The 19083-nt window shown below is 71.1% G+C and carries 19 protein-coding genes; 11 read left to right on the forward strand and 8 right to left on the reverse strand.

The features are described from left to right. The first annotated feature begins 64 nt into the window (after positions 1-64). Entirely contained in the window at positions 65-1315 is a 1251-nt protein-coding gene (locus IW245_RS08045; RefSeq protein ID WP_233472486.1) for a class I SAM-dependent methyltransferase, read from the forward strand. Beyond that, on the forward strand, positions 1308-1880 hold the full coding sequence (locus IW245_RS08050) for a histidine phosphatase family protein (protein WP_197002554.1): 573 nt from the start codon (positions 1308-1310) through the stop codon (positions 1878-1880). The genes IW245_RS08045 and IW245_RS08050 overlap by 8 nt, the downstream gene beginning before the upstream one ends. Positions 1881-2001: 121 nt before the next feature. Here IW245_RS08050 and IW245_RS08055 read toward each other — a convergent pair whose 3' ends face one another. Beyond that, a complete protein-coding gene (locus IW245_RS08055; RefSeq protein ID WP_231398706.1) occupies positions 2002-2505 on the reverse strand; it encodes a gluconokinase in 504 nt (167 codons plus the stop codon). A gap of 74 nt (positions 2506-2579) precedes the next feature. Between IW245_RS08055 and IW245_RS08060 the strand changes: the two genes are divergently transcribed. The 5 genes from IW245_RS08060 (at position 2580) to IW245_RS08080 (ending at position 9235) form a co-directional block, all read left to right on the forward strand. Further along, positions 2580-3341 (forward strand): VOC family protein, encoded by a 762-nt coding sequence (locus IW245_RS08060; RefSeq protein WP_197002555.1) that lies wholly within the window; start codon positions 2580-2582, stop codon positions 3339-3341. 602 nt (positions 3342-3943) lie between these two features. After that, positions 3944-5401, forward strand: coding sequence for a S1 family peptidase (locus IW245_RS08065; protein WP_197002556.1), 1458 nt, complete (start codon positions 3944-3946; stop codon positions 5399-5401). Between the two features lie 225 nt (positions 5402-5626). Beyond that, a complete protein-coding gene (locus IW245_RS08070; RefSeq protein WP_197002557.1) occupies positions 5627-6694 on the forward strand; it encodes a hypothetical protein in 1068 nt (355 codons plus the stop codon). Positions 6695-6784: 90 nt separating this feature from the next. Beyond that, positions 6785-7978 carry an endonuclease gene (locus IW245_RS08075; RefSeq protein ID WP_197002558.1) on the forward strand — a complete coding sequence of 398 codons (1194 nt, stop codon included), beginning with the start codon at positions 6785-6787 and terminating at the stop codon, positions 7976-7978. A gap of 267 nt (positions 7979-8245) precedes the next feature. Then, positions 8246-9235 carry a hypothetical protein gene (locus tag IW245_RS08080; protein ID WP_197002559.1) on the forward strand — a complete coding sequence of 330 codons (990 nt, stop codon included), beginning with the start codon at positions 8246-8248 and terminating at the stop codon, positions 9233-9235. A gap of 75 nt (positions 9236-9310) precedes the next feature. Here the strand turns inward: IW245_RS08080 and IW245_RS08085 are convergent, their stop codons facing one another. After that, positions 9311-10210: an oxidoreductase gene (locus IW245_RS08085; RefSeq protein WP_197002560.1), complete on the reverse strand. Its 900-nt coding sequence runs from the start codon at positions 10208-10210 to the stop codon at positions 9311-9313. 60 nt (positions 10211-10270) lie between these two features. Here IW245_RS08085 and IW245_RS08090 point away from each other — a divergent pair, with 60 nt between their 5' ends. Both IW245_RS08090 and IW245_RS08095 read left to right on the forward strand, forming a co-directional pair. Next, on the forward strand, positions 10271-10843 hold the full coding sequence (locus IW245_RS08090) for a TetR family transcriptional regulator (RefSeq protein ID WP_233472484.1): 573 nt from the start codon (positions 10271-10273) through the stop codon (positions 10841-10843). A 4-nt stretch (positions 10844-10847) separates the two neighbouring features. Further along, positions 10848-11345: a GNAT family N-acetyltransferase gene (locus IW245_RS08095; RefSeq protein WP_197002562.1), complete on the forward strand. Its 498-nt coding sequence runs from the start codon at positions 10848-10850 to the stop codon at positions 11343-11345. Here the strand turns inward: IW245_RS08095 and IW245_RS08100 are convergent. The 6 genes from IW245_RS08100 to IW245_RS08125 all read right to left on the reverse strand — a co-directional run bounded on the left by IW245_RS08100 (position 11332) and on the right by IW245_RS08125 (position 17258). Further along, positions 11332-11889 carry a dihydrofolate reductase family protein gene (locus tag IW245_RS08100; RefSeq protein ID WP_197002563.1) on the reverse strand — a complete coding sequence of 186 codons (558 nt, stop codon included), beginning with the start codon at positions 11887-11889 and terminating at the stop codon, positions 11332-11334. The genes IW245_RS08095 and IW245_RS08100 overlap by 14 nt on opposite strands. A 31-nt stretch (positions 11890-11920) precedes the next feature. After that, entirely contained in the window at positions 11921-12676 is a 756-nt protein-coding gene (locus tag IW245_RS08105) for a dienelactone hydrolase family protein (protein WP_197002564.1), read from the reverse strand. 143 nt (positions 12677-12819) lie between these two features. Next, positions 12820-15345, reverse strand: coding sequence for an ABC transporter permease (locus IW245_RS08110; protein WP_197002565.1), 2526 nt, complete (start codon positions 15343-15345; stop codon positions 12820-12822). Beyond that, positions 15345-16091, reverse strand: a complete 747-nt coding sequence (locus IW245_RS08115; protein ID WP_197008394.1) for an ABC transporter ATP-binding protein — start codon at positions 16089-16091, stop codon at positions 15345-15347. The genes IW245_RS08110 and IW245_RS08115 overlap by 1 nt, the downstream gene beginning before the upstream one ends. A gap of 117 nt (positions 16092-16208) precedes the next feature. Next, positions 16209-16712 carry a GNAT family N-acetyltransferase gene (locus tag IW245_RS08120; protein WP_197002566.1) on the reverse strand — a complete coding sequence of 168 codons (504 nt, stop codon included), beginning with the start codon at positions 16710-16712 and terminating at the stop codon, positions 16209-16211. A 102-nt stretch (positions 16713-16814) separates the two neighbouring features. Beyond that, a complete protein-coding gene (locus IW245_RS08125; protein ID WP_197002567.1) occupies positions 16815-17258 on the reverse strand; it encodes a hypothetical protein in 444 nt (147 codons plus the stop codon). 30 nt (positions 17259-17288) lie between these two features. On the opposite strand from IW245_RS08125, the gene IW245_RS08130 reads away from it, so the two are divergent. After that, complete coding sequence (locus IW245_RS08130; protein WP_231399451.1) at positions 17289-17699, forward strand: GNAT family N-acetyltransferase; 411 nt, start codon at positions 17289-17291, stop codon at positions 17697-17699. 70 nt (positions 17700-17769) lie between these two features. Further along, positions 17770-18996: an MFS transporter gene (locus IW245_RS08135; protein WP_233472482.1), complete on the forward strand. Its 1227-nt coding sequence runs from the start codon at positions 17770-17772 to the stop codon at positions 18994-18996. Positions 18997-19083: the final 87 nt, after the last annotated feature.

Raw genomic sequence — 19083 nt, forward strand, 5'->3', positions numbered from 1 at the left:
GATCATCCTGACGCATCGCTTCATCCCCGCTAGTCTGGGTATGACTCACGGAGAGGGGCGGACTGTGACTGTTGCCGACCGGCTGCTGCGCATGTTCACGCTACTGCTGGGAGAGGGCCCGCCGTTGCGGGTCCGCGGGTGGGATGGTTCGACGGCCGGGCCTCCGGACGCCCCCGTCGTCGACATCCGGTCCCGGCAGGCCATCAGAAGACTCGTCCACGAACCCAACCAGCTCGGCCTGGGCCGCGCGTACGTGGCCGGCGAACTCGACGTCGAAGGCGACATCTACGACGTCCTGGACACCCTGTCGGTGATCAGCGGCCGGCAGGTCGGGGCCGTGGACAAGGCCTCCCTCCTCAAGGAGGCCACCCTCCTCGGGGCGATCGGCAAGGAACCGGCCCCGCCCCCGGAGGAGATCCACCTCGCGGGCGCCAAGCACAGCCGCGACCGCGACAAGGCCGCCATCAGTTCCCACTACGACGCCGGCAACGAGTTCTACCGCCTCCTGCTGGGCCCGTCGATGGTGTACTCGTGCGCCTACTGGGCCGGCCCCGACTCCAGCCTGGAGGAGGCCCAGCGCGACAAGTTGGCGCTGATCTGCAAGAAACTCGACCTGGGCCCCGACTCCCGACTCCTCGACGTCGGCTGCGGCTGGGGCTCACTCGCCCTGCACGCGGCCCGCGAACACGGCACCCGCGTCGTCGGCGTCACCCTGTCCGTCGAGCAGCTCGACCTCGCCAGGGCCCGCGCCGCCGAGGCCGGGCTCAGCGACCGGGTCGAGTTCCGGCTGCAGGACTACCGCGACGTCACCGACGGCCCGTTCGACGCCATCTCCAGCGTCGGCATGGCCGAACACGTCGGCGACGAGATGTACACCGCCTACTGCGCGCGCCTCTACGACCTGCTGCGGCCCGGCGGCCGGCTCCTCAACCACCAGATCTCCCGGCACCCGAGCCACCCGCCGAGCAACCCGTCGTTCATCGCCTCGTTCGTGTTCCCCGACGGGGACCTGGCCCCCATCGGCACCACCGTCGACCTGATCGAGGGCGCCGGGTTCGAGGTCCACGACACCCAGTCCCTCCGCGAGCACTACACCACCACCCTGCGGGCCTGGTCGGCGAACCTGGACGCCGCCTGGGACCGGGCCGTCAAACTCACCGGCGAGGGCCGCGCCCGGGTGTGGCGGCTGTACATGGCCGCCACCGCCCTGTCGTTCCGCTACGGCCAGATCGGCGTCCACCAGGTCCTCGCCGTCAAACGCGGCCCCGGCGGCGCCAGCGGCATGCCCGCCACCCGGAAGGCCTGGCTTGGGTGACATCGTGCTCCTGCGGCATGGCGAGACCGCCTGGAGCCTCGCCGGCCGGCACACGTCCACCACGGACCTGCCGTTGACGGCACGCGGCGAGGAGCAGGCGGCACTCGTGGCGCCCGCCCTCGCCGGGTGGCGCTTCGCCGCCGTGTGGGTGTCACCGCGGCTGCGCGCGCACCGCAGCGCCCACCTCGCCGGCCTGACCCCGACCGCGGTGGAACCCGACCTCGCCGAATGGGACTACGGCGACTACGAGGGCGTCACCACCGCCGACATCCGCGCGGCACGCCCCGGCTGGGACCTGTGGCGCGACGGCTGCCCCGGCGGGGAGTCCCCCAAGGAGGTGGGCGCGCGCCTCGACCGGGTCCTGGAGCGGGCCCGGCCGCTGCTCGCCGACGGGGACGTCGCGTTCGTGGCGCACGGGCACAGCCTGCGGGTGTGCGGGGCGCGGTGGATCGACCTGCCGCCGTCGGGGGGCGCGTCGCTGCGGTTGGACACGTCGACGCTGTCGGTCCTCGGGTACGAGCGCGACACGCCGGTGTTGTTGCGGTGGAACGCGCCGGTGGGGTGACACCGCGCCGGGTGGCCCGAGCCCAAGCCCCGCCGGGGTTTGCGCTCGGGCCACCCGGCGCGGGCGGGGGCCGTCATGGGGCTGGGGTGGCCCCCGGCCGTCGGGTCGCCAGGCCGGGCGGTCAGGTGAGGCCGGCGACGATCCGGTCGACGATCTCATCGGGCGTGCCGTGCAGATCCACGACGAGCGGGTCCTCGTCGGCGCCGGGTTCCTCCAGGTCCGCGAACTGGCTGGCCAGGAGCTTGTCGGGAAAGAAGTGCCCGTGCCGGGCCAGCAGCCGCGCGGCGATGAGGTCATGGTTGCCGCGCAGGTACACCAGCGCCACCTGCGGGCGGCCGGCGCGCAGCAGGTCGCGGTAGGAACGCTTCAACGCCGAACACGTCACCACCGCCGGTTCGCCGGCCGCCCGGCGCGCGTCCATCCAGGCGGCGATCGCCTCCAGCCACGGCCACCGGTCGGTGTCGGTCAGTGGCTCCCCGGCCGCCATCCTCGCCACGTTCGCCGCCGGGTGGAAGTCGTCGGCCTCCGCGTAGCGCCACCGCAGCCGGCCGGCGAGCATCGCCCCCACCGTCGTCTTCCCGCTCCCGGACACCCCCATGACCAGCAGCAGCGTGTCGTTACCCATCTGTTCACCCTAGCCGGGCGCCGTTACCGTGGAGTTCGGCGGAAAATGTCGGTGCCCCGGGTGAGGATGGGGGGATGGCAGACACCTTCCCGCCGGGCGCCCCCAACTGGGCGGACCTCGGCAGCACAGACGTACCCGGCGCCGTCGCTTTCTACACCACCCTGTTCGGCTGGACGGCTGAGGACATGGGCCCGGAGGCCGGCGGTTATCACGTACTGCGCCTCGACGGCGCGCAGGTCGGCGGCCTGGGCCCCGCCACCGACCCGACCCGCGGCACGTCGTGGGTGGTGTATTTCGCCACCGACGACGTCGACGCGACCTCCGCGAAGGTCGCCTCCGCCGGCGGCACCGTCGTCGTCGAGCCGATGGACGTGATGGACCTGGGCCGTATGGCCGTGTACACCGACCCGGCGGGGGCGTACTTCTCGGCGTGGCAGCCGGGCACCCACCGCGGCTGGGAGGCCACGGCCGTGGCCGGCGCCGTCGGCTGGTCGGAGCTGTCCACCACGGACCTCGACGGGGTGAAGCCCTTCTACGCCGCGGTCCTGCCCGTGTCCCTGCGCGACATCGGCGACGACGTGACGCAGATGCCCTACACCCTCCTGGAGGTCGGCGGCCAGGCCGTCGCCGGGGCCATGGGCAGCGCCGACGGCACGTCACGCTGGGGCGTGTACTTCAACGTCGACGACGTCGACGCCACCGCCGACGCCGCAGTCGCCGCCGGGGCCACGGAGTTGTTCCGGCAGGACTCCCCCGCCGGCCGGATGGCCGGGCTCGTCGACCCGCAGGGCGGCGTGTTCTCGATCATCACCCCGGATCCGGACTTCCGGCCGTAGACCGTGCGGGGGTGGACAGGTCGACTGTCCGCCCCCGCACGCGGCCGTCCGGACCATTTTTTCCGAGGCCGGCCGTTCTCGGACGCGGGCGGGTCGGGACGCGGCGATCGCGGTCGGCGGCGCCATAGCCTGCCTCCGGTGAGCGGAACGGGGGCGGCCTGACCGGTGCCGCCGCCCGGCCGACCAGCGCGGCCCGCTGCCGCAACAGGCCCGTGGCGGCTGGGTCGCCGGCCCCGGCCCGCGCGAGCAACGCCGGCAGGTCCCCCGGACCCGGCCACCGCCGTGCCCTCGGCCGCGGCGGCCTGCGAGCAGCCCACCCTGCCGCACACGCACGTTCGCTCGTCCAGCGGTAGATGCCCGACCACGCCGTCCGCGGAGCCCGGACCGTGGTGCGCGGGCACCCGCGGTCACGATCGCCGCGTCCACCACGTTGCCGACGAACAGGTGCACCAGACTGCCCGTGGCGCGCGTCGGGCCACCGACCGCCGGTGGTATGACCACAATGACATCTACCTGTCTCGATATATGCTCGCTAGCCTTCCCTCACCCCGGAGGCGGCGGGCGCCCGCCACCTCCTTCCCCTCCAGGAGGAGCACACGAACATGAAACGCACACGCACGACCATGGCCGTGGTGGCCATGACGGCGGGAGTCGTCTCCGCCATGAACCTCCCGGCGCTCGCCGGCCCCGCACCCCTCACCGGGCCGTCCAGCTCCATCGCACCCGAGGTGTACGGCGCGGTCCAACGCGACCTGGGCATCAGCCCCGACCAGGTGGCCGCACGCTTCCGCCTCGAGGAGCAGGCCTCCCGGATCGAACCCGTGCTCCGCCGCCAACTCGGCCCCGACTTCGGCGGCGGCTTCCTCACCCCCGACGGCACCGCCTACCACGTCGGCGTCCTCGACGACGCCGGCGCAGCCAAAGCCCGCGCGCTCGGGGCGCGACCGGTCACCGTGACCCGCACCGAACAGCAGCTCGACGCGATCCGCGACCGGCTCGGCACGCTCCTGCACGACACCGACGTGCCGTACTGGTACACCGACGTCACCACCAACACCGTCGTCGTCAAGGCGCACCCCGCGGCGGTGGCGCGGACCCGGGCACTGATCACGACCGCCGGCGTGGAGGCCTTGGCGGTCAGGGTCGTGGAGACCACCGAAGCCCCCCGGCCGCTGATCGACGTGGTGGGCGGCAACGCGTACTACATCGGCTCCGGCACCCGCTGCTCCGTCGGCTTCTCGGTCACCACGGGCTTCGTCACCGCCGGGCACTGCGGCCGGCCCGGCTCGACGACCAGCCAGCCGAGCGGCACGTTCCAGGGCTCCTCGTTCCCCGGCAACGACTACGCCTGGGTACGCGTCGCGGCGGGCAACACGCCCCGCGGCCTGGTCAACAACTACAACGGTGGAGCCGTCAGCGTCGCCGGCTCCGCCGAGGCCCCCGTCGGCTCCTCGATCTGCCGGTCAGGGTCGACGACCGGCTGGCACTGCGGGACCATCCAGGCCCGCAACGCGTCGGTCACCTACCCCGAGGGCACCATCTACGGCCTGATCCAGACGAACGTGTGCGCCGAACCCGGCGACTCGGGCGGCTCGGCGATCACCGGCAGCCAGGCCCAGGGCGTCACCTCGGGCGGATCGGGCAACTGCAGGTCCGGCGGCACGACGTTCTTCCAACCCGTCAACGAGATCCTGCAGACCTACGGCCTGACCCTCCTCACGTCCGGCCCCCAGCCGACACCGACCAGCGGTCCCGGCGGCTGCACCGGCTACAGCGGCACCGTGCCCGCCGGGGGCAGCGTCGTGGAACCGAACGACAGCTACTACCAGTCCACGGAGGCCGGCACCCACTCCAGCTGCCTGCGCGGCCCCGCCGGCACCGACTTCGACCTCGCACTGCAGAAGTGGACCGGGAACGCGTGGTCGCAGGTCGCGATCTCCGACAGCCCGTCCAACGCCGAGCAGATCACCTACCGGGGCACCGCCGGCTACTACCGGTACGTGGTCACGGCCTACGCGGGGTCAGGCTCCTACACCATGAGCATCACCAGGCCCGCGTAACGGGCCGGCCGCGGCCCCTCTCCCAGGGGCCGCGGCCACCCTCGCGGGTGTGAGACCGCCTCACCTGGCCGACCATCCGCAGCGCCCCGCGACAGGCCCCGGGCGGAGCCGACCGTCGCGCACCGTTCGTCCGGCGTGCACCCCGGCGCGGGCCCCCCGCGGTCTCCGGGGTGCACGATTGCTCCTCTTCGCCCCGCCCGGGGTGGCGAACACGGGGGAAACACTGTGAAGCTCCCACACAGGACGCTGGTCCCGCTCCTGGCGGCGGTCCTGGCCACCGCGACAGGTACGCCCGCGGCGGCCGATCCGGCCACCGGCACCTACGCCACGCTCGCCGGCCTCGGTTCCGCCACCACCGACCACGTGCAGAACGCGCTGGCCGGCACGATCGGGGGCGGGTGGCTGGCGACCTGGAACGCCCGGTACGGCTCCGACACGATCCAGACCCGCGCCACCGGGTGCGAGTTCCCCAGGCCCAGGACCCCGGCCGACGCGCGCCTGGCGCTGCGGGCGTCGCACGAGGGCCGGTTCGGGGCCCGCTACCGGGGCCTTGACATCACGGGGTGCGTGGACTTCGTCGGCGCGGCGGCCTACGACCCCGACGTGCCGGCGTTTCCGGCCCCGGCGCGCACCCTGACCTACGTCCCGTTCGGGGTGGACGCGCTCAGCTACGCGGTCTCCAACCACAGCGACCTGCCGGACAACCTGACCTTCGTCCAGCTCCAGCGCATCTACCGCTGCCTGACGAGCGCCGTCGGCGGGGTCGCGGTCACCCCGCTGCTGACCCCGCCGGGTAGCGACACCCGGACCGTCTGGCTCGAACGGATGGGCGTCAGCGAGGCCGACCTGGCCGCCGGGGACTACCCCTGCCTGGGTCGGACCATCGAGGAGCACGACGCCGTGCCGCTGGCCGGGCACGTCGACCACCTGATGCCGTTCGCCGCGAGCCAGTGGATCGCCCAGCAGAACGCGGCGGCCCTGCTGGCGGAGACCGGGGTGGTCATCTCCGACCGCCGGGCCGGTGCGGTCCTCGGCCGGGTGGACGGCAGGTCCCCGGTGTCCGCGGCGGGCACCCAGGACCTCGGCTTCCAGCCCCGCCTCCAGCACGACGTCTACACCGTGGTGCCGTCCGACCTGCTGGACTCTCCGTACGTCTCCCACATGTTCGTCGGGCCCAACGCGGCCGTCTGCGAAGAGTGGGCGTTGATCCGCAAGCTCGGCTTCGGTTTCCGGTACACCACCGTGGACGCGACGCACCAGGGCTGTGGGGACGCCGTGCACCAGGGCAACTGAGGCCGGCCACGGGAATTGCACTGATGTTCGCCGGCTCGTGGTGCGATGGGCGCTTCAAACCCGGCGTCGACCCAAGTACCATGCGCATCTATGGTAGTCAATAGATTCGGGCGGCCGGGTCCTCGCTGGACGGCCGCAGTCCTGGCGTTCGTGGTCACCGCCGGCCTCGCGGTGATCGCGGGCACGGCCTCGGCCGCATCGAGCATGACCGTCGCGACCGCCCTGGCCACGCAGAACGGCCAGACGGCCACCGTCGTCGGCTACGTCGTGGGGGAACCGACCGCCACGAACACCGTGCTGCGGTCCACCTTCACCGGCGACACCGCCATCGCGATCGCCGACACGGCGTCAGAGACCGGCACGCCGCGCATGCTCTACATCCAGGTGACCACCAGCTACCGCGGCACCTTCGGCCTGCGAACGAATCCGAACCTGATGGGCCGGTCCGTCACCGTCACCGGCACCCTGACGGCGTACTTCACCCACGGCGGGCTCAAGAACCCGACATCGATGGCCCTGACCGGCGCGCCGCCGACCCAGCCGCCGACACCCACCGCCACCCCGACGCCCATCCCGACGCCGACCGGCGGCCCGTACGACGCGACCTACTACCGCGACGCCGTCGGCAAGACGGGCCCCGGCCTGCGCGGCGCTCTGCACACCATCATCAAGGCGCAGACGAAGGTCACCTACGACCAGGTCTGGGACGCCCTCAAGTCGACCGACCAGGACCCGGCCAACCCCAACAACGTCATCCTGATCTACACCGGACAGAGCATCAGCAAGGCGCGGAACGGCAGCGGCGTCGATGACTGGAACCGCGAGCACGTCTGGGCCAAGTCGCACGGCGATTTCGGCACCGCGACCGGGCCCGGCACCGACCTCCACCATCTGCGCCCCTGCGATGTCTCGGTCAACTCCACCCGGGGCAACAAGGACTTCGACAACGGCGGCAGTCAGGTCACCGAAGCGCCCGGCAACTACACCGACGCCGACTCGTGGGAACCGCGCGACGCCGACAAGGGCGACGTCGCCCGCATGATCATGTACATGGCCATCCGGTACGAAGGCGAAGACGGCTGGCCCGACCTCGAGATGAACCAGTCCGTCACCAACGGCACCGCGCCCTACATCGGCAAACTGTCGGTGCTGCTGCAGTGGAACATGTCCGACCCGCCATCGGCGTTCGAGAAGAACCGCAACCAGGTGATCTACGACAGCTGGCAGGGCAACCGCAACCCGTTCATCGACCACCCGGAATGGGCGACCGCGATCTGGGGGTAGCTGAACCAAGCCCTCCCGGATCTCCCCGGGAGGGCTTCGACCCGCAACCCACAGACCTCGGCCGTCACGTCGCCCGAACTGCCGCACCGTAGGGCGCCGAACGCCTGCCACAGCGCCGGATGCCCCGTCGGCGCGCGGGAAATCCGCATGCAGCCCAAACCTCGAAGCGTTCTCACGGCGCACGCTGGCCGGAGAAAATGTCATACCCCCCGCGTAGCGTCAGCGTCGACAACCGATGCTTTCCCTACGCGGAGGTCACCTGTGCCCGTGTCCGAAACCCTGTCCACCGACACCGCCAACCCCGCCAACAACGGCGAGGTCTGGACCGAGCACCACCACGCCGAACTCGTCGCCGAGCTGCGCACCGGAGCCACCATCGACCAGATCGCCGTCGACCTCGGCCGCTCCGTCACCGCCGTGGAAGCCCAACTCAAGCAGCTCACCCCCCTGCACCTGGACATCCGGCGCACCGCGGCCGCCGAGGAATGGCTCCGCGAACGCCTCGCCGACGAACCCGACTACGACTGGCGCAGCGTCATCCTCAGCAGGTACGCGGCGGAGGGCCGCCAATACTGGACCGTCGCCGACGACGACGTCCTCCGCGACGGCTGGCAACGCCGCACCCCCCTGCCCCGCCTGGCCCTGGCCGTCCGCGCCTCCGAGATGCTCGTCGCCCGACGCCTCGTCACCCTGCACCTCGCCGACGACCTGATCAGCGTCGTCGACCAGCTCGGCTGCGCCCCCGGCGGCAGCGTCGAAGCCCGCTACCGCATCGCCCGCGACGACCGGGCCGTCACCCTCCACACTCTGGTCGTTGACACCCCGAGGGGCTGGCACGTGTCCGTGCACGGCAGCGTCGAGGAGGCCCGCGCCACCCTCAACCGCGTCGACCCCGACCGCCGCCTACCCTGGCGCATCGCCTCCCGCACCCCCGGCGGCGGCGTCGACGGCCCCGTCCTCGGACCCGGCATGTCCGCCGGCCACGTCCCCGGCGGCCAACGCCCCGGACCCGACGAACGCTACCCAGTCGCCCCCGGCACCATGCGCAACTACATCTGCGCCGACTGCGCCCAACCCGTGCACTGGTCCGCCGACCACGGCTGGACCCACCACCAGCCCGGCCGCGGCGAACAGGTCTACTGCCCCTACTTCGACACCGGCCCGCAGAAAGTCCTCGCCGTCGAACTCGCCCCCGCCGGACCCGGCGACTTCAGCCCCAGCCTGCGCATCATCGGAGCCCAGAACCTCAAGCACTGACCCGACGCACCGGGCGTCGGCCCACGGACCTGCGGGGCGGGGAGTCTACGGGGCTCCCCGCCCCGCACGCACCGCTCACACCGCGACGCCGGTCAACTCCTCCGACACCGTCCACAAACGCGCCGCCTCCTCCAGCGACAAAGCCGAAGCCACCGGCCGCACCACCTTCGGAAACCCCCGCATCTCCCCCAGACCCGCCGGGCCGATGAACATCCCACCCACCGCCCCCGGATCACTCGCCGCGTACAACTGGCTCAACGCACCCGTCGCCACATCCTGCGCCATCACCGCGTTCGACACCCGCATCGCCCGCCGCAACCACCCCGTCGGCCCCGTTGACTGCAGATTCGTCGCCGCATACCCCGGATGAGCCAACACACTGAGCACCGCATCCCCCGCCGCACGCAACCGCCGGTCCAACTCCAACCCGAACAGCACATTCGCGAACTTCGACTGCGCGTAGTACGCCGTCGGGGAGTAACGGCGCGCACCCGTCAGGTCGTCCCAGAAGATCGCGCCCCGCCGGTGCAGGGACGAACTGACCGTCACCACCCGCGCGTCACGGCCCGCCCGCAACCGGCCCAGCAACAACCCCGTCAACGCGAAGTGCCCCAGATGGTTCGTGCCGAACTGCGACTCATGCCCCTGCGGGGTCAACGCGCGCGGCGGCATCATGATGCCGGCATTGTTGACCAGCACGTCGACGCGCTCCACGGTGTCGGCGAAGGCGCGCACCGAGTCCAAGTCGGCCAGATCCAGATGGCGCACGTCGACGGCGGCGTCGGGGACCTCGGCGAGCAGGGCGGCGCGCGCGGCCCTGCCGGCGGCCACGTTGCGGACGGCCATGATCAGGTGGCCGCCGTGGCGGGCGAGTTCGCGGGTGGTGACGTAGCCCAGGCCGCTGTTGGCGCCGGTGACGACGATGGTCCGGCCGGCCTGGTGGGGGATGTGTGTGACGTTCCAACGAGCCCTCATTGGCATAGCCTGACAGTCATGGCACTCAGTGTCAACGATGGCAGCTGGTATTGTCCGAGCGTGAGAAACCTCGCCGACCGCAAACGCCAACTCGTCCGCGACGAAATCGCCGAGGCCGCCCTCAAACTCCTCGCCCACCACGGCTTCGACGACACCACCATCGAACACATCGCCGCAGCCGCCGGCGTCTCCAAACGCACCTTCTTCCGGTACTTCCCCGCGAAAGAGGACGTCATCCTCGACGTCGTCGGCGAACTCGGCGAACTCGCCCGCGACACCCTCGCCACCAGCCCCACCGACGAGCCCCCCGCCACCTCCCTGCGCCGCGCCCTCGGCCGCTACGTCGACGCCATCGCCGACGGCGAACACAAAGCCCTCCTCCTCACCCGCCTCATCCTGGGCACCCCAGCCCTGCGCGCCCGCTACCTCGACCGGCAACTCGCCGCCCAGGACGACATCGCCTCCGTCCTCACCACCCGCGGCATGCCCCAACCCCGCGCCGCCGTCGTCGCCGCCGTCGCGTTCGCCGCCTACCAGACAGCCGTCCGCCGCTGGGCTGACCTCGACGGCACCCCACCCCTCACCGACCTTGTCGATCAGGCCTTCGCGCTGGTCAAGGACTCGCTAGCGTAGACAGATGATCGTTCGCCCCGAGACGCCGCGCGACGGCGGCGCCATCCACCGGGTACACGTCGCGGCCTTCGGCGACACCGACGAAGCCGACCTCGTCAACGCCCTCCGCGCCAGCGAAGCGTGGATCGACGGACTGTCCTGGGTCGCCGACGACAACGGACTCGTCATCGCCCACGCCCTCATCAGCCGGGTCGAGATCGACGAGGCCCCGGCCCTCAGCCTCGCCCCCGTCTCCGTGCTCCCCGAACGCCAACGCCAGGGACACGGCACTGCCGTCATCCGCGCGGCCCTCGACGCGGCCAGAGCCACCGGACTCCCCCTCGTCGTCGTCCTCGGCGACCCCGCCTACTACCGGCGCCTGGGCTTCCAACCCGCCGCCGACTACCACCTCAGCGCACCCTGGCCCGGCGTCGCCGACGCCTTCCAGGTCCTCCTCCTGCCCTCCTACGCCGGACAACCCCAGGGCAAGGTCAGCTACCCGGTGCCCTTCAAGGAGATGTGACCTCATACGTCAGGTACGCGAACTGGCCCACCCGCTCCACGTCCACCAACCGCAGATCCGCCGACAACAACCGGCGCGGCAACACCGGCGCACCCGCGCCCAACGTCACCGGAGCCACCCCCAGCACTATCCCGTCCAACAACCCCACGTCAGCGAACGCCCCCACCAGCTCGCCACCACCGACCAGCCACACGTTCCTGCCGGCGGCCGCCTCCACCATCGCCGCGTGCACCGGACCCACCGCGCCCCGCACGAACCTGATGTCGACACCCGGCACCCGCGGCAGGTCACGGTGCGTGAAAACGCAGCACGGCACCCCGCCGTAGTACCCCGACCACTTCTCCGGACGCTCCAGCAACCTCTCGTGCTCCAGGACCCACTCATAGGTGGTCGCGCCCATCGCGAACGCCCCCACTCGTGCGAAGAAGGCCGTGAACTGGTCACGACCCTCCCCATCGACCTGGAACAACCAGTCCAGGGAGTTGTTCTCATCGGCGATGAAGCCGTCGACACTGGTCGCGGTGTAGTACACGGTCCTGGTCACCGCACCATTCTCCCGCCACCGCCCGGCCGTGTCAGACCGCCAGCAACTCCAGGACCCGCGCCACCACCCGACGCACCGCCTCCCGCGACTCGTCCGTGTCATCCACCGCGTCGAAAGCGTGCCGGCCGTTCGGCACATCCACGACCTCCACCGCCACACCCGCCTTGCCCGCCGCCACCAGGAACGACTCCACCCGCTCCGCGAGCGCCTCACGCTCCAGACCCACCCGGGTGACAACCACCGGCGGCACCGGTGCACCCGGCTCACCGACCGCCTCCGCCGGCAGGAACCGCCCGTCCACCGCACCCCACTCCGGCATCGGCGCCAGCAACGGATACGTCAACGCCACCCCGCGCAGCCACGCCGGCCGCTCCCGCAACCACTCCGCACTCAACAGACCGCCACCCGAGAAGAACCACAACACCACCCGGTCAGCGTCCACCCGCGGATCAGCCCGCACCGCGGCCACCGCCGACGCCACGTCCTCCGCAGCCGTCGGATAGTCCACGACCGCCCCGTCGGGACCCGCCACCACCCGCAACCGGTGATCCACCGTCGCCGCCACCACCCCCAGGGACGCCAACAAGGAGCCGTAACCCCGATACACCGGCCAGTCACGCGGCAGTGGAACCATATCCGCGGGCAGCGGACCACCGTGCACGAACACCACCGCCGGACGCGGACCGTCACCATCCGGCAGGTACAGATCCACGTGCCCCACGCGAAGCGCCGCACGCTCCGGGGTCGCCACGACGAGCGGACGCAGGAAATCAGGCGTGTCAGTCATGACCGGCATTCTCCCTCACCCACCCGACACCCACCATCCGTTTACAGTGGACCGACCCTCGCCGGACCGCCCGCCTGGAAGGACGTCCCGCAGGACGCGGAGGAGCCCCACCCTCTCCCGGAGGACGGGGCCCGACCGCCCACTCACTCGTAGGAGATCGCCTGCAACACGTTCACCCGCGCCGCCCGGATCGCCGGCAGAATCGCCGCGAACAACCCCACCACCACCGACAGACCCAGGAACAGCAGCATCCGCGTCCACGGCACCGACAACACGTCGAAACCCTGCCCCTTCAACGCCCGCACCACCGCCACCCCCAGCCCCGTACCCACGGCCAGGCCCAGCAACGCGCCGAACACCGAGATCACCACCGACTCCACCGTGATCATCCGCATCGCCGACCACCGGCTCATCCCCACCGCGCGCAGCATCCCCAACTCCCGGGTCCGCTCCAGCACCGACAGGGCCAGGGTGTTCACGATCCCCAGGATCGCGATCAGCACCGCCAGGGCCAACAGCGCGTACAACATGTTCAACAGGGTGTCAACCTGACCCGTCTGCTGCTTGATGAAGTCGGCCTGACTGGCCACGTTCACCTCCGGCGAGTCCACCAGCAACGCCTCGATCTGTTTGCGGATCCCCACCGCGTCCGCCCCCGGAGCCAACCGCACCGCACCCAGCGCCGGCGACGGCACCTGGAAGTACTCCTCCGCGTCAGCCACCGACATCAACGGCTCGGACAGCAACTCCTGCTTGGCGTACACGCCGACGACCACGAACGTCTGCTCACCCGCCCGCGACGTCCTCAACCGCAAAGACGAACCGGTGCCCAGCCCGCGCTTCGCCGCGAACTCCTCCCCGACCACCACCTCGTTGTGCCGCAGATCCCGCAACTCACCCGACTCCACCTTCAGGTTGAACAGGTCCTTGGCCACCGCGAGATCCGTACCAGTGACGTAAACGGTCTTGCCCGTCACATCCGTCGTGACGTCCCCGTACAGCCCCACCGCCGCGGCGACCCCCGGCATCCGCCGCGTCTTGTCGATCACCGACGCGTCATAGGAGGCGTCCCCGGAATCGCGGTCGATCACCAGATCCGCCCGCAGATCCCGCGTGAACACCTTCGACATGCTCGCCTGGATCGACGCCGCCAACACACTCACTCCCGTGATCAACGCCAGGCCGATCATCAACGCCGCCGCCGTGTTCGCGGTACGCCGCGGGTTGCGGGCCGAGTTGCGCCGACCCAGCTTCCCCGGAAGCGACCACGAGAACAGCCGACCGATGACCCCCACCGTGGGCCGGGCGACGCTCGGGGTGAGCAGCGCGACGCCGATGAACGTGAGGAGGACACCGGTGAGGAGTACCCCCCAGATCGCATTGCCTTTCAACGAACCGAACAGGGCCCAGCCGACACCACCCGCCCCGACGGCACCCAGGATCCCCCCGACCAGAGTCACCTTCACCAGCGACTTGTCCGCCGTCGCCGCGTCCCGCAACGCCGCGATCGGCGCCACCCGCGACGCCCGCAGAGCCGGCACCACCGCCGCGACCAGCGTCACCAACACACCCACCAGGTAGGAGGCCGCCACAGCGGACCCCGTGAACCCGAGCGTCGCGTCCGCCAGCGAACTGAACAACATCTGCTTCAGCAGCAGCGCCACCCCGTACCCGGCGAACAGACCCAAGGTCGACGCCACGACCCCCACCACCAGCGCCTCCACCAGCACCGACCGGATCACCTGCCCCCGGCCCGCACCCAACGACCGCAGCAGCGCCAACTCCCGGGTCCGCTGCGCCACCAGAATCGAGAACGTGTTCAGGATCAGGAAGATCCCCACGAACAACGTCACCGCGGCGAACCCCAACAGGAAGTTCTGGAAGATCGTCAGGAACTGCTGCACATCCTTGGCCTGCGCCTTGGCGACCTCCGCACTGGTACGCACCACCCCGCTCGACCCCAGCGCCGCCGCCACGTTCGCCTTCACCACCGCCGGCGTCACCCCCGCCGCGGCCCGCACGTCGATCGAGCTGTACACGCCCTCCTTGCCCAGCATCAACCGCTGCGCCACCGGCTCCGTGAACGCCACGACCGTCTCGCCACCCAGCGAATCCCGGTTCCCCGTCATCCCAAACACGCCACTGACCGTGAACGACCGCTTCGCCGCCAGAGTCAGCACCTCGATCCGGTCCCCTACGGCGAACGGACCCTGCTTGGCCAACAACGCGTTGATCGCGACCTGGTCATCGGCCTTCGGACCGGTACCCGTCCGCATCTGCGCGATGCCGCCACCGTCCCGCCACGCCATCCCCAACCGGGGCGGACCCTGCGTGACGATCACCTTCCCGTTACGGCCCACCACCCGGGCGCCGTCCGCGCTCACGTCCCCCACCGCCGACGCCACGCCCGACACCGCACGGACCCTCTCCACCGCCGACGCCGGCAACGGCTCCGGCCGCGAACCGTTCTCGCCCCCCGCCGAGACCCCCGAGACCTGCACGTCCACATTCGCGTTCACCGTACGGAACATGTCGTCGAACGACGCACTCAACGAATCGGTGAGAATCAGGGCGCTGGACACCGCCATCACACCCAGCACCACCGCCATCCCCGACAACAGCAGCCGCAGCTTCCGGGACAACAAAGACTTCCACGTGGCCTTGAACATTACCGGGCACCCTGCCCGTCGAGCCGCTTCATCGTGTCCAGCACGGCCTCGGCGGTCGGGTTCCGCAACTCCGAGACCACCTTGCCGTCCGCCAGGAAGATCACCCGGTCCGCGTACGACGCCGCGTTCGGATCATGCGTCACCATCACGATCGTCTGCCCGTACTCCCGCACCGAATCCCGCAGGAACCCGAGCACCTCCGCCCCCGACCGCGAGTCGAGATTACCCGTCGGCTCATCGGCGAAGATCACCTCCGGGCGCGACACCAACGCCCGCGCGCACGCCACCCGCTGCTGCTGACCACCCGACAACTCCGTCGGCTTGTGCCGCAGCCGGTCAGCCAACCCCACCGTCCGGATCACCGTCTGATACCACGTCGGATCCGGCTTACGGCCGGCGATCGACAACGGCAACAGGATGTTCTCCTCCGCCGTCAACGTCGGCAACAGATTGAACTGCTGGAAGATGAACCCGACCTTCTCCCGGCGCAACGCCGTCAGACCCCGGTCCGACAGCCCCGTCACCTTCGTGTCCCCGATGCTCACCTCACCGCGGGTCACCGTGTCCAACCCCGCCAGGCAGTGCATCAACGTCGACTTGCCCGACCCCGACGGCCCCATGATCGCGGTGAACTCGCCCCGCGCCAGATCCACACTCACCCCACCGAGGGCGACCACCTGGGCCTCGCCCCTGCCGTACACCTTCCACACCGCGTCGGCCTTCGCCGCGATCCCCGTGGCGCTCATCACTGCTTGAGAGGTCATACCCCACATCGTCGGTGCCGGGCGGGCGCGGCTCGTCCCCCCTCGGTATGACCGGGGCACCGATTTCCGGGTCGGGGGTCACCTGACCCGCTCTCAGGGTTAACCCCCATCACCGGCCAGGGTCGCGAATCGCACCGAGTCGCGCCACACGCCACCGACCTGCAGGTATCCACGGGTGCGGCCCTCATACCGCATGCCGATCTTCTCGCACACCCGCTGGGCTCCCCCGTTGTCGTCGTCCACCGTCGCCTCGATCCGGTGCAGCCCGAGGTCGCGGAGGCCGAGATCCACCAGGAGCCGCGCCGTCTCCGTCGCCAGGCCCTGGCCCCACCAGTCCGGGTGCAGCACGTAGCAGATCTCGCCGCGGCCGTGCGTGGTGCTGGTGATCCGGAGTGCTCCGCCGCCGACCACCTCGGCGTCCTTCTCGACGACCAGGTGGTACGCCGCCCGGGGCTCCCCCACCGGCACGCGCAACGGGGTCTCCTCGCACGGGAACCGCTCGGCCACCAGCGGGTGGCCGAGCACGCGTCCGACGGCTTCGGCATCGGCGGTGGTGACCTCCCGCAGGGTCACCCGGCGACCGACGAGACGCACGGGGAACATGCCGACAGGCTACCTACGATCGTCAATGTCCTCATGGTGGAGCCCCCGCTCTTTGGTGGATAGTTGTGTTCCTGTGTCGGGTGGTACACCCGCTAGAGCATCCTAGGAGGCTGGTTTTCCGCAGTTCTTCGTCCACCAGGTGGTGAACCGGTCCATCGCCGCCTGGTAGTCCGGGCTGGTCATCCGCTGTGGGGAACCCGGCTCGCCGTTGATCAGGGCGACATCCGCGTCGATCACGAACGACAGGTCCTTCTTGATCTCCGCGGGCGCGGCGTCGCCGAGCGCGCGGAGTTCCCGCTTGGCCTTCTCGCGGTCCAGGTCGCCGTAGTCGCCGGCACCCGCGAAACTGTTGAGGATCATGTCGTCGCCGAACTTGGAACAGAAGTCGGCGACGCTCACTCCCCCCTTCGGCGCCGCCGCGGCCGGGGCGGCAGCTCCCGTCGCGGCCGGCTGGCCGGAGCCCGCGGCCGGGGCCGACGGGGTGCAGCCGAGCAGCGCGAACGGCAGCACCGCCACGGCGGCGAGTGTTCCGAGACGTCGATTCATGGGGTACTCCTCCGGCTGGCCCTCTACGGTCTGCGGTCAGCGTCGCCGAACCCGGTCAAGACCCGCTCAAGGTCGAGGCACCCGTCCTGCGGCCCGGCGGGGCGCTGGGCCGCCGTCGAGCGTGGCACCGGCGGGTTCCTCGGTTGGTTCGCGCTCGCGCCCACGGCCTCCGTCGACGAGTTCGAGCTCGGCTACCGGCTGCGCGCCCGGGCCTGGGGACTCGGGTACGCCACCGAGGGGGCCCGGGCACTTCTCCGGGTGGCGTTCGACGACCTCGGGGCCCGGCGGGTGTACGCGCGGACGATGGCCGTGCACCTCGCCTCGCGCCGGGTGATGGAGAAGGCCGGCCTGCGGTACGCGCGGACGCTCCATCTGCTGTTCGACGACCCGATCCCGGGGACCGAGCACGGCGAGGTGGAGTACGAGCTGTCGCGGGAGTGATCCAAAACATTTTGCAGGCTTCTTTCCAATAAGGAAGGCTGAACGCCTGAGTCCCGCTGGAAGGAACCCCGTGGCCACCCTCGCCCCACCCATCGGCCACACCAGGCTCTGGACCCGCAACTTCGGCCTGTACTTCGTGGCCCGCTCCGTGGCGCTGCTCGGCGACGGCATGCTGCCCGTCGCCGTGGCCCTGGCCGTCCGGGGCGCGGGCTACGGCGCGAGCGGCGTCGGGTACGTGCTCGCCGCCTGGATGACGCCGCTCGTCCTGCTGATCCTGTTCGGCGGGGTGTTCGCCGACCGGTTCACCCCTCGGCGGATGATGATCGGCGCCGACGTGGTCCGGGTCGGCACCCAGGCCGTGGTCGCGGCGGCGCTGCTGTCCGGCCGGCCGTCTCTCGGGCTGATGATCGCGATGTCGGCGCTGGCCGGCGCGGCGACCGCGATGTTCGAGCCGGGCGTCAAGAGCATGGTGCCCCGGGTGTCCGAGGACGCCCAGCGGGCCAACGCCACTCTCCGGGTCGCCGACGCCGTCGCCCAGCTCGCCGGACCGGCCCTGTCGGCGACCCTGATCGCCGCCGTCGGCGCCGGCATGGTCTACGTGGTCAACGCCGGCACGTTCGCGGTCAGCGCGGTCTGCCTGCTGGCGCTGAGGCTGGCACCGGCCCCGCCGCCGGAGCAGGCCGTGGGCATGCTGCGCAACCTCCGGGAGGGCTGGCGGGAGTTCCGGTCCCGGACCTGGATGTGGACCACGATCGTGATCTTCATGGCGCGCGGGATGCTTGTGTTCGCCCCGGTGTACCCGCTCGGCTCCGGCCTCGTCACCGACCGCCTGGGCGAGCAGGCCTACGGCTGGGTGCTGTCGGCGCTCGGCGGGGGCACCATCCTCGGCGGCCTGATCGCGATGCGGTACCGGCCGCGGCGACCGCTGGCCGCCGGTTCCGTCGCGCTGTTCGGCTTCGCCCTCATCCCGCTCAGCTACGCCGTGCACGCGCCACTGGCCGGGCTGATCGCCCTGCACGTCCTGGGCGGGGCGGCCTGGGCGTTCTGGTCGGTGGTGTGGTCGACCAGCGTGCAGACCCAGGTGCCGCCGGACGTGCTCAACCGGGTGATCGCCTACGAGGTGGCCGGCTCCGTCGGGTGCATCCCGATCGGCCAGGCCCTCGCCGGACCGGTCGCGGGGCTGGTCGGCGCGGAGGCGGTACTCGGGTTCGGGGCCGTTGTCGGGGTGGCCTGCTGCGTCGCGCAACTCGCGGTGCCGGCGATCCGGAACCTGCGGCGGGTCGCCGACCAGCCCTGAGAGGCCTGGAACCCATCCGGCGCACCGTCGATGGCTGAGTAACGCCGTCCCGGCGCGACGTGGGATCGCGGGTCCGAGGCGCGGCGT

Source organism: Longispora fulva (assembly GCF_015751905.1).
In the GTDB taxonomy this organism is placed as follows: Bacteria; Actinomycetota; Actinomycetes; order Mycobacteriales; family Micromonosporaceae; genus Longispora; species Longispora fulva.

What these genes read in the sequence shown, in the direction of transcription:
- IW245_RS08055 (WP_231398706.1), bottom strand. Translation starts at nt 2,505, where the DNA reads ATGGGTAACGACACGCTGCTGCTGGTCATGGGGGTGTCCGGGAGCGGG.
- IW245_RS08060 (WP_197002555.1), top strand. Translation starts at nt 2,580, where the DNA reads ATGGCAGACACCTTCCCGCCGGGCGCCCCCAACTGGGCGGACCTCGGC.
- IW245_RS08065 (WP_197002556.1), top strand. Translation starts at nt 3,944, where the DNA reads ATGAAACGCACACGCACGACCATGGCCGTGGTGGCCATGACGGCGGGA.
- IW245_RS08075 (WP_197002558.1), top strand. Translation starts at nt 6,785, where the DNA reads ATGGTAGTCAATAGATTCGGGCGGCCGGGTCCTCGCTGGACGGCCGCA.
- IW245_RS08085 (WP_197002560.1), bottom strand. Translation starts at nt 10,210, where the DNA reads ATGAGGGCTCGTTGGAACGTCACACACATCCCCCACCAGGCCGGCCGG.
- IW245_RS08095 (WP_197002562.1), top strand. Translation starts at nt 10,848, where the DNA reads ATGATCGTTCGCCCCGAGACGCCGCGCGACGGCGGCGCCATCCACCGG.
- IW245_RS08105 (WP_197002564.1), bottom strand. Translation starts at nt 12,676, where the DNA reads ATGACTGACACGCCTGATTTCCTGCGTCCGCTCGTCGTGGCGACCCCG.
- IW245_RS08110 (WP_197002565.1), bottom strand. Translation starts at nt 15,345, where the DNA reads ATGTTCAAGGCCACGTGGAAGTCTTTGTTGTCCCGGAAGCTGCGGCTG.
- IW245_RS08115 (WP_197008394.1), bottom strand. Translation starts at nt 16,091, where the DNA reads ATGAGCGCCACGGGGATCGCGGCGAAGGCCGACGCGGTGTGGAAGGTG.
- IW245_RS08120 (WP_197002566.1), bottom strand. Translation starts at nt 16,712, where the DNA reads ATGTTCCCCGTGCGTCTCGTCGGTCGCCGGGTGACCCTGCGGGAGGTC.
- IW245_RS08125 (WP_197002567.1), bottom strand. Translation starts at nt 17,258, where the DNA reads ATGAATCGACGTCTCGGAACACTCGCCGCCGTGGCGGTGCTGCCGTTC.